General features: G+C 65.0%; 17 protein-coding genes. 14 read left to right on the top strand and 3 right to left on the bottom strand.

Annotated elements, in window-relative coordinates:
- Positions 1-38: 38 nt before the first annotated feature.
- The gene (locus RI103_RS29185; RefSeq protein WP_310816057.1) at positions 39-1,451 is read left to right on the top strand and encodes a DUF2252 domain-containing protein; all 1,413 of its coding nucleotides are present in this window, start codon (positions 39-41) and stop codon (positions 1,449-1,451) included.
- Positions 1,452-1,550: 99 nt separating this feature from the next.
- On the opposite strand, the gene RI103_RS29180 is transcribed toward RI103_RS29185, so the two are convergent.
- Positions 1,551-2,408 (bottom strand): polysaccharide deacetylase family protein, encoded by an 858-nt coding sequence (locus RI103_RS29180; RefSeq protein WP_310816055.1) that lies wholly within the window; start codon positions 2,406-2,408, stop codon positions 1,551-1,553.
- Positions 2,409-2,647: 239 nt separating this feature from the next.
- On the opposite strand from RI103_RS29180, the gene RI103_RS29175 reads away from it, so the two are divergent.
- The 10 genes from RI103_RS29175 (at position 2,648) to RI103_RS29130 (ending at position 11,396) form a co-directional block, all read left to right on the top strand.
- Positions 2,648-3,523 (top strand): LysR substrate-binding domain-containing protein, encoded by an 876-nt coding sequence (locus RI103_RS29175; protein ID WP_310816053.1) that lies wholly within the window; start codon positions 2,648-2,650, stop codon positions 3,521-3,523.
- A 119-nt stretch (positions 3,524-3,642) separates the two neighbouring features.
- A complete protein-coding gene (locus RI103_RS29170; protein ID WP_310816051.1) occupies positions 3,643-4,890 on the top strand; it encodes a D-amino acid dehydrogenase in 1,248 nt (415 codons plus the stop codon).
- Between the two features lie 77 nt (positions 4,891-4,967).
- Positions 4,968-5,891, top strand: coding sequence for a glutamate/aspartate ABC transporter substrate-binding protein (locus RI103_RS29165; protein ID WP_310816050.1), 924 nt, complete (start codon positions 4,968-4,970; stop codon positions 5,889-5,891).
- Between the two features lie 105 nt (positions 5,892-5,996).
- Positions 5,997-6,761, top strand: coding sequence for an SDR family oxidoreductase (locus RI103_RS29160; protein ID WP_310816049.1), 765 nt, complete (start codon positions 5,997-5,999; stop codon positions 6,759-6,761).
- A gap of 78 nt (positions 6,762-6,839) precedes the next feature.
- The gene (locus tag RI103_RS29155) at positions 6,840-7,055 is read left to right on the top strand and encodes an oxidoreductase-like domain-containing protein (protein WP_310816048.1); all 216 of its coding nucleotides are present in this window, start codon (positions 6,840-6,842) and stop codon (positions 7,053-7,055) included.
- A 51-nt stretch (positions 7,056-7,106) separates the two neighbouring features.
- Positions 7,107-7,976, top strand: coding sequence for an NAD-dependent protein deacetylase (locus tag RI103_RS29150; protein ID WP_310816047.1), 870 nt, complete (start codon positions 7,107-7,109; stop codon positions 7,974-7,976).
- A 28-nt stretch (positions 7,977-8,004) separates the two neighbouring features.
- A complete protein-coding gene (locus RI103_RS29145; protein WP_310816045.1) occupies positions 8,005-8,610 on the top strand; it encodes a pyridoxamine 5'-phosphate oxidase family protein in 606 nt (201 codons plus the stop codon).
- A 14-nt stretch (positions 8,611-8,624) separates the two neighbouring features.
- A complete protein-coding gene (locus RI103_RS29140; protein ID WP_310816044.1) occupies positions 8,625-9,257 on the top strand; it encodes a DUF938 domain-containing protein in 633 nt (210 codons plus the stop codon).
- A 147-nt stretch (positions 9,258-9,404) separates the two neighbouring features.
- The gene (gene gndA, locus RI103_RS29135; protein WP_310816043.1) at positions 9,405-10,814 is read left to right on the top strand and encodes an NADP-dependent phosphogluconate dehydrogenase; all 1,410 of its coding nucleotides are present in this window, start codon (positions 9,405-9,407) and stop codon (positions 10,812-10,814) included.
- 264 nt (positions 10,815-11,078) lie between these two features.
- Complete coding sequence (locus tag RI103_RS29130) at positions 11,079-11,396, top strand: DUF4148 domain-containing protein (protein WP_310816042.1); 318 nt, start codon at positions 11,079-11,081, stop codon at positions 11,394-11,396.
- A 277-nt stretch (positions 11,397-11,673) separates the two neighbouring features.
- On the opposite strand, the gene RI103_RS29125 is transcribed toward RI103_RS29130, so the two are convergent.
- A complete protein-coding gene (locus tag RI103_RS29125) occupies positions 11,674-11,994 on the bottom strand; it encodes a hypothetical protein (protein ID WP_310816040.1) in 321 nt (106 codons plus the stop codon).
- A gap of 251 nt (positions 11,995-12,245) precedes the next feature.
- Between RI103_RS29125 and RI103_RS29120 the strand changes: the two genes are divergently transcribed.
- From RI103_RS29120 to ltaE, 3 genes are all read left to right on the top strand, one after another.
- Entirely contained in the window at positions 12,246-12,557 is a 312-nt protein-coding gene (locus RI103_RS29120; protein ID WP_310816039.1) for a cupin domain-containing protein, read from the top strand.
- A gap of 155 nt (positions 12,558-12,712) precedes the next feature.
- Positions 12,713-13,483: a peptidoglycan DD-metalloendopeptidase family protein gene (locus RI103_RS29115; protein ID WP_310816038.1), complete on the top strand. Its 771-nt coding sequence runs from the start codon at positions 12,713-12,715 to the stop codon at positions 13,481-13,483.
- Between the two features lie 137 nt (positions 13,484-13,620).
- Positions 13,621-14,628 carry a low-specificity L-threonine aldolase gene (ltaE, locus tag RI103_RS29110; RefSeq protein WP_310816036.1) on the top strand — a complete coding sequence of 336 codons (1,008 nt, stop codon included), beginning with the start codon at positions 13,621-13,623 and terminating at the stop codon, positions 14,626-14,628.
- A gap of 312 nt (positions 14,629-14,940) precedes the next feature.
- Here ltaE and RI103_RS29105 read toward each other — a convergent pair whose 3' ends face one another.
- A complete protein-coding gene (locus RI103_RS29105; protein ID WP_310816035.1) occupies positions 14,941-16,308 on the bottom strand; it encodes an MFS transporter in 1,368 nt (455 codons plus the stop codon).
- Positions 16,309-16,683 lie beyond the last annotated feature (375 nt).

The raw sequence follows: 16,683 nt of genomic DNA, 5'->3' as shown, positions 1-16,683 counted from the left end.
CAAACCGCTAATCAAGACTCGAAAAAACGGAGAAGAGCATGAAAGCCAGCACCATCGCCGAACGGGAGGCCCGGGGCCGTGCCGCTCGCGAGCATTCGAAACGTTCGAGCCACAAGGCGGTCGGCGAACTGCATCGCAACCCGGTCGAGTTGCTCAAGCAAAGCAGCGAGGGCCGGGTGCACAACCTCGTGCCGCTGCGCTATGGGCGCATGGCCGTGTCGCCTTTCACGTTTTTTCGCGGCACCGCGATCCTTCAGGCGCACGATCTCAGTCAGGTGCGCGACTCTGGCCTGACCATGCCGATCTGCGGCGACGGCCATCTGATGAATTTCGGCGGGTTCGCCACGCCCGAGCGGCAACTCGTCTTCGATCTGAACGACTTCGACGAGGTGTCGGTCGGGCCGTTCGAGTGGGATCTCAAGCGTTTGACCGCGAGCTTCGTGGTCGCCGCGCGTCATATGCGTTTAAGCCGGGGCGCCGCTGAAACCCTGGTGATGACCGCGGTCACCGAATACCGCAACCGCATGGCGCAGTACGCGCAATGCGGCGCGCTCGAACTCTGGTACGACCGCATTACCTTTGACCGCATGGCGGAGACGGCGTTGACGCCGGAGCGCCGCCGCACCGTGCGGCGCGGTATGGAGAAGGCCGCGAGCCGCACGCACGAAAACCTCCTCGAAAAAATGGCGCAGCACGACGGCGACCATTGGACGATTCGCGATGCGCCGCCGGCGCTGTTCCACGTGCTGGGCGCCAACACCCTGTTCACCGCGGAAGAGACCGAAGCGTTCAGAGGCTCGAACTGGCGCAAGATGCTCGAACGTATGTGGGGCGAATATCTGAAGACGATGTCGCACGACCGGCGCGAACTGCTCAGTCATTTCACCGTGCAGGATTGCGTGTTCAAGGTGGTGGGCGTGGGCAGCGTCGGCACGCGCTGCATGGTGGTGCTGCTGGTCGATCACATGGGCAAGCCGCTGTTCCTGCAAATGAAGGAGGCGCGGCCCTCGGTGATCGCGCAGTTTTACAAGTCGCCGGTCATCAAGCATGAGGGCGAGCGCGTCGTGCGGGGGCAGCGCATGCTGCAGGCCGCGAGCGATATCTTTCTCGGCTGGGCGACGGGGCCGCTCGGGCGGCATTTCTATTTCCGCCAGCTGCGCGACATGAAGCTCTCGGCGAATATCGAGTTGTTCGACATCGATCTGCTGGAAGGCTACGCGCGGCTATGTGGCTGGATCATGGCGCGCGCGCATGCCAAGGCGAGCGGGCAGGCCATCGAAGTCAGCGCGTATATCGGCCGTGGCGACCAGTTCGCGGAAGCGCTCACCGGCTATGCGGCTGCCTACGCGGATCAGGTGGAACGTGACTACGACGTGTTCCTGAAGGCGTGCCGCAGCGGCGAGCTCGAAGCACGCACCGACGAAGACATGGCGGCGGATTTCCGCGTGTAGCGGCGGTGTTCGCGCGGCTCTGCGCGTTGAGTCGAGCTGTGTGCGAGCCGCGCGACGGACACGCGCTGAGCGGCCTATGCGCGTGCGGTCGTGCGTGGCTCAGCCGTCCACACGCGCTTCGCGCAGCGTCACGAAACGCAGATGCCGTTGCCGCGCCGCGTCGATCACACGCGGCAGCACCGCGAGGATCAATGGCTTGCCATCGGTCGTGAGGGCGGCGTTGCCGTCGTGCAGCAGCAGAATGTCGCGCGGCCCGAGGCCGTCGAGCAGCCGCCGCGTGACCACCTGAGGATCGCGCTCGCGCGTGTCGTAGCCGCGCCGCGTCCACGCCGCGAGCCGCAGATCGAGCTTGCGCAATACCGGTTCGAGAAAGATGTTGCGCAACCCGGCCGGCGCGCGGAAGAACATCGGCCGTTCGCCGCCCAGGGCTTCGAGCGTGCGTTGCGCGGCGTCGATCTCGCGCGTGAGGGCGCCGGGCAACGTCACGGAAAACGTGTGGACGTGAACCTGCGAATGGTTTTCGAGCGCATGGCCGCGCGCGACGATCTCGCGTGCGAGTTCCGGATACCGCTGCGCCTTCGCGCCGATGCAGAAGAACGTGGCGCGCACGCCGAAGGCGTCGAGCAGATCGAGCACTTGCGGCGTGACGAGCGGATCGGGACCGTCGTCGATGGTCAGCGCGATCGCGTCGGCGTTGCGCGTGGCGGCGGGCAGGCGGGTCCAGTTCGGACCGAGCAGCGAGGTGCGCGGCAACAGGCCGGCCACCGTGAAAATCGCGTGATTCACAAAGATCGCGGCGAGCCACCAGGGCCACGCGGCGGGCACGAGCAACCATCCGGCCAGCACGAATACGTGCCATGCGGCGGTGGCGGTGAGCATCGCGGGATAGCCGGATTGCGGCCAGCGGCGTGGCGGCGCGTCGTGGACGCCATGCGGCGACGTAAAGAGTTCTTTCATCAAGCGTGCTTCCTGTCTTTCTTCCTTCCTCCTTCCTGCGAAGGCCTTCAATCGCGCGCGTGGCGCACAACGGCAAACGATACCATTGATGCGCGCCTCGCCGCGCCTGCCGACAGGAACGGCAAATAATGAAAGCACGCTGAAAGACGTTATGCTTCGCGACGGCCGGGCCATCAGGCGGGCGGCCGCTCGTCCATCTCACTGTGCTCAGTTCGCCGGTTCGTGCCGGTCATGCATCCATGCGTTTGCGTCACATCGAAATCTTTCACGCCATCATGCGCACGGGGTCGCTGTCGAAAGCGGCGGAACTGCTGTGCGTGTCGCAGCCCGCCGTGAGCAAGGCGCTCGCGCACGCCGAGCGCAGCCTCGGCTTCGCTTTGTTCAACCGCGTGCATGGCCGCTTGCAGCCGACGCGTGAAGCGGAGCTGCTGTTCTCCGAATCGCAGAAGCTGCAGGCGAATCTCGACGGCATTCGGCATCTGGCGCGCAATCTCGCGCTGCAACCGGAAGGGCACCTGCGCATCGGCTGTCTGCCGAGTCTCGGGCTGAGTCTGATTCCGCCCGCGGTACAGGCGTTTCGCCGCGCCTATCCGCGGGTGTCGCTGAAGGTTCAGACGCGGCATACGGAGGAGTTGCTGGGCGCGCTGCTCACGCGCGATCTCGATCTCGCGATCGCGCTCAATCCACCGGCGCGGCCCGGCATCACCGCAGTCGAGCTGGGCCGCACGGCAATCGTCTGCGTCTGTCCGCCCGACGATCCCGGCGCGCGGCAGCCGATCGATCTCGCGGCTTTCCTCGCTCGCGACTGGATCAGCATCGGCAATACCGATCCGCTCGGCGAGCTGATCGGCAACGCGCTCGAGGCGCAGGGACTCGATGAAAGCGTCGCCGCCGTCGAAGCGCAGACCTGGTATGTGGCGCGCGCACTGGCCGCGCGCGGCATCGGCTATGCGCTGCTCGACGAATTGACGGCGCGTAGCGGCGCGGAGCCGGTCGCGGTCCGGCCGGTGACGCCCGCGCTGTCGGCGGGCGTGTTCGCGCTGTGGCGCGACGGCGGCATGGACTTGCAGGCCGGCAACGCATTCCTCGACGTGTTGCGCGCACCCTTCGCCTGAGCCGTCGCGCCGATTCGCGCTCTTAACCCTGGGTTATGGAGCCGTGCATCTGCTCATTTGCTGCGCGCATTTCGTCGCGCCACACTCGCGGTGGACGATTTTCTTCAGGCGTGACGTTTATGCGAGTGTGTGTACTCGGTGCAGGCGTGGTGGGTTTGACGAGCGCCTATCAACTGGCGCGCGACGGCCACGACGTGACGATTCTCGAAGGCCGCGGCGGCGCGGCACTGGAAGCGAGCTTCGCGAACGGCGGCCAGTTGAGCTATAGCTATGTCGCGCCGCTTGCCGATCCGTCGGTCCTGCCGCATCTGCCGGCCTGGCTGTTGCAAAGCGATTCCGCGTTGCGTTTCGTGCCGCGTCTCGATCCGCAGCAATGGCGCTGGTGCCTGTCGTTTCTGCTCGCCTGCCGCGGCGACCGCGCGCGGCAGACGGCGATCGAAATGCTGCAACTGGGCGCGTTGAGCCGCGCTGCGCTGCACGAGCTCGTGCAACGCGAAGCGATCGACTTCAATTACGTGCGCAACGGCAAACTCGTCGTGTATCGCGACGCGAATGCGTTCGACGCGGCGCGTCGCAAGATGGCTTATCTGCAAACGGCCGGCTCCGCCCAGCGCGCGCTCGACGCCGCCGCCTGCGTGGCGCTCGAGCCCGCACTCGAACGCGCGCAGCTGCTACTGGCGGGCGGAATTCACACGCCCTCGGAAGAGGCGGGCGATTGCCACCGATTCAGCGTCGCGCTCGCCGAGGTGTTGAAAACGCGCTACGGCGTGGCGATTCACTACGACACGCCGGCGCACTCCGTTGTCACGGTGCGCGGCGCGGCACTCGCCGTGCGCACGCCGCACGGCGACGTCAGCGCGGACGCCTTCGTGGTCGCATTGGGCAACGGCAGCGCGCCGTTGTTGCGCGCGCTTGGCGTGCGACTGCCGATGTATCCGCTCACCGGCTACAGCCTCACCATTCCCGGTGCGCCCGGCCATGCGCCGCGCGTGAGCGTGACCGATCTGCATCGCAAGGTGGTGTACGCACCGCTCGGTGAGCGTTTGCGGATTGCCGGCATGGTCGAAATTGCCGGCATGCATGTCGCGCAACGCGAGCGGCGCCTCGCCTTGCTCCAGCGCCAGGCGCAGGAGATTTTCCCGCATGCCGGCGACTACGCGCAGGCGCAGACATGGTACGGGCATCGTCCGGCCACGCCGGACAGCAAGCCGCTCATCGGCGCCACGCCATTGCGCAACCTGTGGCTCAACACGGGACACGGTGCGCTCGGTTTCACGCTGGCGTGCGGCAGCGCGCGCGTGCTCGCCGATGCGATCGCCGGCCGCGCGCCGCCGCTCGATCTGGGCGCCTATGCATGGCAACGGTAGCGCGCCGCGGTGCGTTACGCCGTCGTTACAGAACCACCACTACCACACGCCGCTTCGGCGCCACGAAAGGAGACGTCATGAAACTCGCTGTAACCCTCACCACGATCGCCATCGCCACGACGCTTGCCGGCACCGCGCGGGCCGAAGAGTCCCCCAAGGGGACTTCTTCCGGGGCGTCGAGCGCCACGCTGAAAAAGATCCGCGACACTGGCGTGATTTCGCTGGGCGTGCGCGAATCGTCGGTGCCGTTCTCTTACTACGATGAACAGCAGCAGGTGATCGGCTACTCGCAGGCCATCGCGCTGAAGATCGTCGACGAGGTGAAGAAGGAACTGAACCTGCCGAATCTGAAAGTGAAGGAAGTGCCGATCACGTCGCAAAACCGTATTCCGCTGGTGCAGAACGGCACTGTCGATATCGAATGCGGTTCGACCACGCACACCAGAGACCGCGACAACCAGGTGGCGTTTTCGAATAGTTTCTTCCAGTACGGCGTGCGCATGATCGTGAAGAAAAGCTCGGGCGTGAAGGACTTTCCCGATCTCGCCGGCAAGACGGTGGTGACCACGGCGGGCACTTCCGAGGAACGGCTCTTGCGGCAGATGAACAACGAGAAGGGCATGAATATGCGCCTGATCAGCGCGAAAGACCACGCGGAATCGTTCCTCAACGTGAAGACCGGCCGCGCCGTGGCATTTGTGATGGACGATCCGCTGTTGTATGGTGCTAAAGCCAAGGAGGCGGACGCGGATGACTACCTGATCACCGGCAGCTCGCCGATGTCCGAAGTGTATGGTTGCATGTTCCGCAAGGAAGACCCGGGCTTCAAGAAACTCGCTGATGGCGTGATCTCCCGGCTGCAAACCTCGGGCGAGGCGGCCACCATGTATCAGAAGTGGTTCACGCAGCCCATTCCGCCGAAGGGCATCAACCTGAACTATCCGCTGTCGGCGGATATGAAGTCGCTGTTCGCGAACCCCAACGACCGCGCGCTGGACTGACTGATCGCCGAGTGATTCCGTGGCGCTCTCCACGCTGTCCGGTCCGGCGGGTTCGCGTACAGCCGCTCTGCACTATGCAGCAACTGCGCAACGAGGAGACGTGCTGTGACGGAAACGGGAATCAAGAAGGTCGCGCTGGTGACGGGCGCGGGCAGCGGGATCGGCCGCGCGTGTGCGCTCAAGCTGCTGGAACATGGGTATAGCGTCGTGCTGGCCGGCCGTCGCCAGGCGCCGCTCGACGCCGTCGTGCAAGAAGCGCAGCAACTCGGCGGCGACGCGCTCGCCGTGGCGTGCGACGTCACGAACGCCGACAGTGTCGCCGCGCTGTTCGAGACGATCCGCGTGCGCCGCGGCCGGCTCGACGTGCTGTTCAACAACGCGGGCCGCAGCGGTTCGCCGGTCGATATCGACGAACTCGATATCGACGAATGGCGCTCGGTGGTCGACACCAATCTCACCGGCGTGTTCCTGTGCACGCGCGCGGCCTTCGGTCTGATGAAAAGGCAGAGCCCGCGCGGCGGGCGCATCATCAACAACGGGTCCATCTCGGCCCATGCGCCGCGGCCCAATAGCGTTGCCTATACCGCCACCAAGCATGCCATCACCGGCCTCACGAAAGCCGTGTCGCTCGACGGCCGCAAGTACGACATCGTGTGCGGGCAGATCGATATCGGCAATGCGGCGACGGAAATGGCCGAACGCATGGCGCGCGGCGTGCCGCAGGCGAACGGCGAGATCGCGGTCGAGCCGCTGATGGACGTCCAGCATGTGGCGGACGCCGTGCTGCACATGGCGGAACTGCCACTCTCGGCGAACGTGCAGTTCATGACGATCATGGCGAGCAAGATGCCGTTCGTCGGCCGGGGTTGACGGCCTCACGCGAACAGCAAGCCGCGCGGGATCAACTTATACTGGTCGCTTCCTGCCTTTGATGGAACGCGATTTGCCGTGCCCCGAGCCACACCGAAGGACGACCCGCAGCCAATGCCGCCCGTGCAGCCCGATCTCGACGACTGTTGTCATAGCGGCTGCAATCCGTGTGTTTTCGATCTCTACGATGAAGCGCTCGAACGTTATCGAACCGTGCTTGCCGAGTGGCAAGCGCGGCAGGCGCAGCAGCACAGGGCGCCGGCGCGGCGGAGCAAGCCGCGCTCGCGCCGTTGAATCGCGCTCGAGGTTTCGCCTCGAGGCTGCAGCCCTCCACCATGCCCCGTCATGACCGACCTTCAGTCCGCCCCTCTCGAACCCCTGAATGAATCGCACACGCTGGACGATCTGCATCGCTTCGTGCAGCGTTACCCGCGACTGTTCGTGCTGACCGGCGCGGGCATCAGCACCGACTCGGGCATCCCCGGCTATCGCGACGACAATGGCGAATGGAAACGCTCGCCACCCATTACGATGCAGGAGTTTCTCGGCACGCTCGCCATGCGCCAGCGCTACTGGGCGCGCAGCATGGTCGGCTGGCCGGTGGTCGCGCACGCGCAGCCCAACGCCGCGCATACGGCGTTGGCCCGGCTCGAAGCGGCCGGCCATGTGCCCACGCTGGTGACGCAGAACGTCGACGGCCTGCATCAGCGGGCGGGCAGCCGCGAGGTGATCGAACTGCATGGCGGCATCGGCGGTGTGACGTGTCTGGACTGCGGCATGCAGCACTCGCGCGCGTCGATCCAGCAGACGCTTGAAGCAGAGAATCCCGCGCTGCTAAACGTGACCGCCGAAACCGCCGCCGATGGCGACGCGCATCTCGAGTGGCACGATCTCGGCGGCTTTCGCATTCCGGCATGCTCGAACTGCGGCGGCCTGCTCAAGCCCGCGGTGGTGTTCTTCGGCGAAAGCGTGCCGAAGGAGCGCGTGGAGGCGGCTTCGCACGCGCTCGACGCAGCGGACGCCGTGCTGGTGATCGGCTCGTCGCTGATGGTCTACTCCGGCTATCGTTTTTGCGTGTGGGCGCAGAAGCAGGGCAAGCCGGTCGTCGCGATCAATCTGGGGCGCACGCGCGCCGATCCGCTGTTGTCGCTGAAAATCGCGGCGCCGTGCGCCGACACGCTGACCGCGCTAGCGGGCCGGCTGGCGCTGGATTAAACGACACATCAACAAACAAGGAATGCCGATGCTGACGACGATCGCACAGCTCGAAGCCCTCTACGGTCAACCGCACGAGCGCGCCGTGCGCAAAGAGATTGGCTGCATCAACGAGGACTATCGCGCGTTCATCGAAGTCGCGCCATTCGTCGTGCTCGCCACCGCCGGCCCGGAAGGCCTCGACTGTTCGCCGCGCGGCGACGCGCCGGGTTTCGTGCGCATCGTCGACGAGCGCACGCTCGCGCTGCCGGACCGGATCGGCAACAATCGGCTCGACAGTCTGCGCAATATCATCGTCGAGCCGCGTCTCGCGCTGCTCTTCATCATTCCCGGCGTGGGCGAAAGTTTGCGCGTGAACGGCCGCGGCCGTATCACCAACGATCCACAATGGCTGGACAGTTTCGCTGTCGAAGGTAAACTGCCGCGCACCGTGCTGCTGATCGACGTGGACAGCGTCTACTTTCACTGCTCGAAAGCCTTGGTGCGCTCGAAACTATGGGATCCCGCGCATCATGTAGAACGTTCGCGGCTGCCGAGCGCGGGCGAGATTCACCGGCGCATCAACGGCGCGCAGTTCGACGCGGCGACCTACGATCGCGAACTCGCCGAACGCGTGCGCACGACCCTCTACTGAAACCGAAGCTGAACATGACAGATTCCCAATCGGCGTTGCGGCAACATTCGCCATCCGCTGAACGCAACCGCGAACCGATCCTCGCGGTGCTGCGCGACGTGTTGCCGGCTAACGGCCGCGTGCTCGAAATCGCGAGCGGCACCGGCCAGCACGCGATCTGGTTTGCCCGCGCCATGCCCGGACTCGACTGGCAACCGAGCGACGCCGATGCCGACGCGCGTGATTCGATCGCCGCGTGGGCCGCGCACCAGGGTCTCGCGAACGTGCGCGCGCCGCTCGCGCTCGACGTGCATCAGCCGGACTGGGGCGTGGACACGCTCGACGCCGTGGTGTGCATCAACATGATTCACATCTCGCCGTGGAGCGCGGCGCAGGCGCTGTTCGCGGGTGCGAGCCGCCGTCTCGCCGACGGCGGTGTACTGTATCTGTACGGTCCTTATAGACGTGGCGGCGCGCATACTTCACCGAGCAACGATGCGTTCGATCAGCAGTTGCGAGGCCGCAACCCGGAGTGGGGCGTGCGCGACATGGAGGCGGTGGTGGCGTTGGGCGCTTCGGTCGGACTCGTGTGCGACGAGCCGATCGCGATGCCGGCCAACAATTTCAGTCTGGTGTTCAGGAAACGCGCGGACGCTGCGCGGGTCTGACACAAACGTTCGACGCAGCAGAAAACGCCGCCCGTTGCCCGCCAACGAGCGGCAAGCTGGCATTTCTTTTATTCTTTCACCCTCGACGTCGCGCCGACGTTCTTTCCGGCGCGGCGTCACGACATTTTTGGACTCTGGAGAATTCACATGGGCAAACAGGCAATCGGCGTGGTGGGGCTGGCGGTCATGGGCCGCAATCTGGCGCTCAACATCGAGAGCCGCGGCCACGCGGTGTCGGTGTACAACCGTAGCCGCGAGAAAACCGACGAACTCATCGCGGAATATCCGGACAAGAAGCTGGTGCCGGCCTTCACGCTGGAAGAATTCGTGGAATCGCTGGAAAAACCGCGTCGCATTCTGCTGATGGTGAAGGCAGGCGAAGGCACCGACGCGACGATCAACCAGCTGAAACCGCTGCTGGACAAGGGCGACATTCTGATCGACGGCGGCAACACGCATTTCACCGACACCATTCGCCGCAATCAGGATCTCGCGAAATCCGGACTGCATTTCATCGGCACGGGCGTGTCGGGCGGCGAGGAAGGCGCGCTGAAAGGCCCGTCGATCATGCCGGGCGGCCAGCGCGACGCCTACGACCTCGTGGCTCCGATCCTCACCGAGATCGCCGCGAAAGCGCCGGACGGCGAGCCGTGCGTCGCCTACATGGGACCGGACGGCGCGGGCCACTTCGTGAAGATGGTGCACAACGGCATCGAATACGGCGACATGCAGCTGATCGCGGAAAGCTACGCGGTGCTCAAGCAGGTGGTCGGCTTGTCGAACCAAGAGCTGGGCAAGGTGTACGCCGAGTGGAATCAGGGCGAGCTCGACAGCTATCTGATCGAAATCACCTCGAAGATTTTCAGCAAGAAGGATGACGAGACCGGCAAGGATCTGGTCGACGTGATTCTCGATCGCGCCGCGCAGAAGGGCACCGGCAAGTGGACCAGCCAGAACGCGCTCGACCTCGGCGCGCCGCTGCCGCTGATCACGGAAGCCGTGTTCGCGCGCGTGCTGTCGTCGCTGAAGACGCAGCGCGTGGCCGCGAGCAAAGTGCTGGAGGGCCCGGCCGCCAAGCCGCTCGGCGCCGAGCGCGACGCCTTCATCGAATCGGTGCGCCGCGCACTCTACTTCAGCAAGGTGATTTCGTACGCGCAAGGCTTCGCGCAACTGCGTGCGGCGTCGGAAGAGTACAAGTGGGATCTGGACTACGGCACCATCGCGAAGATTTTCCGCGCCGGCTGTATCATCCGCGCCCGCTTCCTGCAAAAGATCACGGACGCTTATACGAAAGACAAAGCGATCGCCAATCTGCTGCTCGATCCGTATTTCCGCGACATCGCGAAGAACTACCAATCGGCCTTGCGCGAAGTGGTGATTGCGGCGATCAATGCGGGTGTGCCGGTGCCGGCTTTCGCGTCGGCAATCGCGTATTTCGACGCGTATCGGTCGGAACGCCTGCCGGCGAACCTCGTGCAGGCGCAGCGCGATTTCTTCGGCGCGCATACGTTCGAACGCATCGACAAGCCCGGCAGCTTCCACGCGAACTGGAGCTGAGCGTTTGACCGACAGCCCGGCGCGCCTATGCAGCGAGGCACGCCGGGCTAGGAAGGCGCTTGAAATCGAGACAGCCAATTATTGCTGAAAGCCAATGGACAGACGGCAAGGCGGCACGGCGCCTCTGCTACTGTTGCGAAATCCGAAACAGAGTTTCATCAATTTAGGGGTTTCCCCTAGGTGTCGACACTCCTAAACTTCTGCTTAACCGCTACGGCACAACAAGCCCACAGCGAATTAAAACAAGTTCTGGAGGTTTACATCATGAAGGCTCTTATCTCTGCAGTTGTCGTCGCCGCCGCTCTGGCCGCTCCTGTCGCTTCGTTTGCTCAATCGAACCAGCCGGTTACGCGCGCTCAAGTCCGCGCTGAACTGGTTCAGCTGGAAAAGGCCGGTTACAACCCGGTGGGCGATCACATCGATTACCCGGCTAACATCCAGGCTGCCGAGGCCCGTGTCGACGCTCAAAACGGCGCCGCCCAGGCTGCGAACAGCGGCTATGGCGCACCGATCGCCGGCAGCTCGCAAGCTGGCCGTCCGGTGAGCAGCAACGATCGTAACTCGATCTACTTCGGCAACTGATTCGCGCTGAAGCTGATGGAAATGCCGCCTGGCTAACGGGCGGCGAGCAAATTGAAACGCCGTCCGGATTGCCGGGCGGCGTTTGTTGTTTACGGCGGGGCTTTGGCGCTGGTATCTGACACGATGTCGGCGTGCACGCTTCGACGCGCGGTGTCAACGCGCAGGTCTCAACGCGCAGGTCTCAACGAGTCGGCAAATGGGGAATCGGGTCGCTGCTCGTCAGATTGAGCTGGCGAATCCGCCAGATGCAACGCAGATGCGATCCGCTAATGCGGCTCTAATGCAGTGTGCGAAGCCGGCGGCCTATCTCATCGAATAATGCGCGGCTGGGTTCGAGGGCTAGCAGCCAGGATTCGTCGTAGCCGCTCAGATTGTCGAGCGCCTCGCGCAGTCGCTCGATTGCCAGAGCGGGAATCTCGACGCTCGCTTCCACGCCGCTCGACAATCCCGCAACGCTGGCGAGTTGGACAAGGGCGTCGGCGGCTTCGGCCACGTCGGCGGCGAAGACCAGATGCGTGTTCAGCAACTCGACCAGACCGGGCGACGCAGCCACATCGTCGACGTTGAGTTGTACGGCCAGAAAAGTGGCTTTGTTCATCCTCAACCCCCTCGCTTGATTCAAACGTTCTGCTTACGGCGCGTCGCGGCAGCATGACTGAGTATAGGCGAGGCCCCAAAGGATTCAATATTCACACGAATTGGCGCGCGGCCCGCCGGCGGCAAGCATGGCGTGTAGCGCACCTATAATGGGGCCAGCCGGAACACGGTTCGCGCGAGCCGTGGTGGCTCGCCATGCCGCATGAATCGTATGACTGGCCGGCGTCGTTTTTTTTCAATTGACTCGCGACCATGAAGATCATTCGCAGCAAGAGTTTCACCGCCGCGCGCGCCTGGGGCGCGCTCGATATCGCCAACATGGGCGGCATCACGACGCGCCTGCACTGGACCGATCAGCCGTATAAGTGGCATGTCAACGACGGCGAGGAAGTGTTCGCCGTGCTCGATGGGCGCGTCGAGATGCGCTATCGCGAAGGCGGCGTCGAACAGTCGGCGATTCTGGAAACGGGCGACGTGTTCTACGCTTCGGTGGGCACCGAACATGTCGCTCATCCGATCGGCGCGGCGCGCATTCTGGTGGTCGAGGCGGAGGGTAGCGTCTGAATCTTGGCGGACGGCCGATGCCATGCTGGGCACGGTTGTCCGCGCACACGGCGGCATAATGGATAACCGCGCCCGCGCCCTCGAGACTGCGGCACGGCAAATGCTTGGGCATCGATTGAATCCGATTGATTGAATAAAGTGTCGAGGAAAATCACATGACAAGACCATGGCAATTGACGGGGACCCGGTTGCTGACAGCGGCCGCGCTCGGGGTGATGTTCAGCGGCTGCACGACGATGCCGTGGGAGAGCACGCCGTTTTATAGCAGCACGCCTTCCCGCCCGACCACCCTCAGCACGGTGCCTGTTCCCGCCGGCTTCTACCGGGTCAATCCGGGTGACACGATCGGTGGGATTGCGTCGGCGTATGGTCGCAAACCGCAGGAGATTGCGGCGTGGAACGGCCTCCCGGTCACCGCCGCGGTCACGCCGGGGCAAGTGCTGCGCGTGTCCCCGCCGATGGCTTCAGGCAGTGTGGTGACGCCGCCGGTCGCCGTCGGGCCGAACGGTCCGGTTACGACGCCCGGCGCGCCCCCGGCGGCCACCGGTCCGCAGCAAGGCGTGTTGCAATGGCCGGTTCGCGGTCCCGTGCTGAAAGCCTTCGCACCGGGCAGGTCGAACGGAATCGTGATCGGCGGTCGTCCGGGCGACCCGGTCAAGGCGGCCGCGACCGGCCGCGTCGTCTACGCCGGCTCGGGCATCGAGGCGTACGGCCCGCTCATCATCATCAAGCACGACGACTCGCTGATCACCGCCTACGGGCAGAACAGCACGCTGCTCGTCAAGGAAGGCGACGCCGTCGCGCAGGGGCAAACCATCGGCGAAGTCGGGGTGGACAGCCGCGGTGTGGCGTCGATCCAGTTCGAAGTCCGCCAGAACGGCCAGCCGGTCGATCCGCTCGCGTGGCTGCCCAAGTCGGGTGGGTGAGGTTCTTTTGGCGCGATTTCAGCGCCGCGATAATTGAATATACTGTGTGGCCACACTGCCGGCGCCGTGTCCGTCCGTCGATACCGACGAAGCGGTGCGCCGACCGGCTGTCATTCATGGACGCACAGGAACACCCAATGATCGATTTGCGCAGTGATACCGTAACCCGTCCGACCCCGGCGATGCTCGCGGCCATGTCCGCCGCCGAAGTGGGCGACGATGTCTGGGGCGACGACCCCACCGTGTTGCGTTTGCAGGCCACGCTGGCCGAACGTACCGGCAAGGAGGCAGGCCTGTTCTTCCCGAGCGGGACACAAAGCAACCTCGCGGCCTTGATGGCGCATTGCGCGCGCGGCGACGAATACATCGTCGGCCAGCTGGCGCACACCTATAAATATGAAGGCGGCGGCGCGGCGGTCCTCGGCAGCATCCAGCCGCAGCCGCTCGAAAATGCCGCGGACGGCTCGATCCCGCTGGAGAAGATCGCCGCCGCGATCAAGCCCATCGACAACCACTTCGCGCGCACGCGGCTGCTGGCGCTGGAAAACACCATCGGCGGCAAGGTGCTGCCGGCGGGTTATGTCGCCGAGGCGGTGCAGCTTGCGCGTCAGCGTGGCCTGTCCGCTCACCTCGACGGCGCGCGCGTCTACAACGCGGCGGTTGCTTCGGGCAAGCCGGTTGCGGCGCTGTGCGAGCCGTTCGATTCGATCTCGATCTGTTTTTCGAAGGGACTGGGCGCACCCGTCGGCTCGGTGCTGGTCGGCAGCCGGGAGCTGATCGAAGTGGCGCAACGCTGGCGCAAGGTGCTGGGCGGCGGCATGCGTCAGGCCGGCGTGCTGGCGGCGGCTTGCCTGTACGCGCTGGATCACAACGTCGAGCGTCTCGCCGACGACCATGCGCACGCCGCGCATCTGGCAGCGGGTCTGGAAGGCATCGAGCAGGTCAAGGTGCAGTCGGTCGCCACCAACATGGTGTTCGCGCAATTCCCGCAGCAACATTGCGTGCCGCTCGAAACGTGGCTCAAGGAGCGTGGCATTCTGACGCAGATGTTGTATGCGTCGCGATTCGTGACGCATAAGGACGTGTCACGTGGGGATATCGATACGTTTATCGCCGCGGTGAAGGGGTACTTCGCGGCGCGGTGACGTTTGGGCGAGGCGCGGTCTGATCCTTGGTTTTCGAGCGGCCGCGCTTGCGAAGTCCAGGCGGAGAGTTGATCTGCCAGGCGCATTGAAGTGAAGGCTCAAGCAGGGAAGCGCCGGGCATCAAGGCCGCCGGGAACAGTCGCGAGGCCGGGCGGTGAAGCGAGGCGCCAGCGAGGGGCCGAAGCTGAACAGCAAAGCCGAACAGCAAAGCCGAACAGCAAAGCCGAACAGCAAAGCCAGGCAGCAAAGCAACCAGCAAGAAAAATCAGCAAACAAAAGCGGACGCACTGTCACCCGGCGCGCCCGCTTTTTTCATTTCACCGACGCTTTCGCATGCACACCCGACCGATGCGACGGCGCCAGCAAACGCAGGCCGCTCGCCAGGCTTGCCGCGCCCGCAAAGAAAGCGCCGGCGCTCAGCGCCAGCGTTGGCCCATGCCGCCCCGCAATCCCGAAGCTCAGTGCGACCAGCGCCGCGCCGGTGGTCTGCCCAAGCAGCCGCGCGGTCGCGACAATGCCGCTTGCGCCACCGCTGCGCTCCGGCGGCGCGCTCGCCATCAATGCTTTCAGATTCGGCGACTGGAAGAAGCCGAAGCCCGCGCCGCAAATCGCCATGCGGATGCCAATGTCGAGAACATGCGGATGCACCGGCAGAAGCGCCAGCGACGCCATCCCCGCCGACATCACCGCGAGACCGATCGCGCCGAGCAGTCCCGGCGGATAGCGGTCGGACAAGCTGCCCGCGAGCGGCGCCGCCAGCGCGACCACCACGGGCCACGGCGTCATCAGAAAGCCCGTCTCGACCTGGCTGCGATGCAGCACGTCCTCGAAGTAAAAAGGCAGCGAGACGAACGCCAGCCCTTGCGCGGCGAACGAGCACACGGCAGTCACCGCTGACAACGCGAACACCGGCCGCTTGAACAGATCGACGGGCAGCATCGGCGCCGGGTGGCCCGCTTCGCGGCGAATCAGCAGCAGCCCGAACACCACCGCGATCGCCGCCGCGCTCAGCACCAGTTGCGCCGAGGCACGCTGGGCCGCTTCGCCGAGCGCGAAGATCAACGCGGCGAAGGTGATCACGTTCAGCAACGCCGCGACCGGATCGAAGTTGTGCTTGCCGCGCCCGGTGTGCGGCAGCGCCGGCCAGGCGAAGCCCAAGGCCAGCAGGCCGAGCGGCACGTTGACCGCGAACAGCCACGGCCACGCGGCAACGGACAGAATCAGCGACGCGACAGTCGGCCCGACCGCGAACGACACGCCGACGATCAGCGCATTGGTGCCGAGACCGCGTCCGAGCCGGTGCGGCGGATACAGATAACGGATCAGCGCGGTATTCACGCTCATGATCGCGCTCGCGCCGAGACCTTGCAGAACGCGCGCGGCGGCCAGCAGCGGCAGCGTCGACGCCAGCGAGCACGCCAGCGAAGCCAGCGTGAAGAGCGCAATGCCGCCGATATAGATCCGTCGATGCCCGACGATATCGCCGAGCGCGGCGAGCGGCAGGAGTGTCGCGACCATCGCCAGCTGATAGGCATTGATGATCCACACCGACGCCGCCGGCGCCGCATGCAGGTCGGCGGCAATGGCGGGCAGCGCGGTGTTGGCGATGGCGGTGTCGAGCGTGGCGAGCGCGACGGCGAGCATGATTGCGGCCATCGCACGGCGGTTGGCGGCGGACATTGGGCGGTCCGCGGGGAAGGGCCGGGCGGCGGTGGCGCTAGGTTTGTCGGACAAGGCAGTGGCTCGTCGGGTTAAGCATGCCCGCGCGCGGCCGGACGAGTCGAGGCGCACGGCGCGCGTGTGGCAGGGGTTTCGTGGCATGAAGCGCGTGGTCTGAATCCAGCGTTTGAAGCGTTCCGGCTGGGGCGCGCGGCGAATGTAGTGATTGTTACAGAGACGCGGAAATCCTGCTGGGACCCGAGCGAGTAGGGTTCCGCCCACCTCGCTGTCAATGCAACTAACGGTCAAGTCCGCGCGACCACCGCGAACTGACGCCGCCTCGCGTTGTCACAAGCCATTCCGGCACAACAGCCCTGCAGACGAGGCGCTCCGATT

The organism is Paraburkholderia sp. FT54 (assembly GCF_031585635.1).
GTDB lineage: Bacteria > Pseudomonadota > Gammaproteobacteria > Burkholderiales > Burkholderiaceae > Paraburkholderia.
Note: the sequence above shows the minus strand (reverse complement) of the source record. Positions and strands in the feature narration are given on the sequence as shown.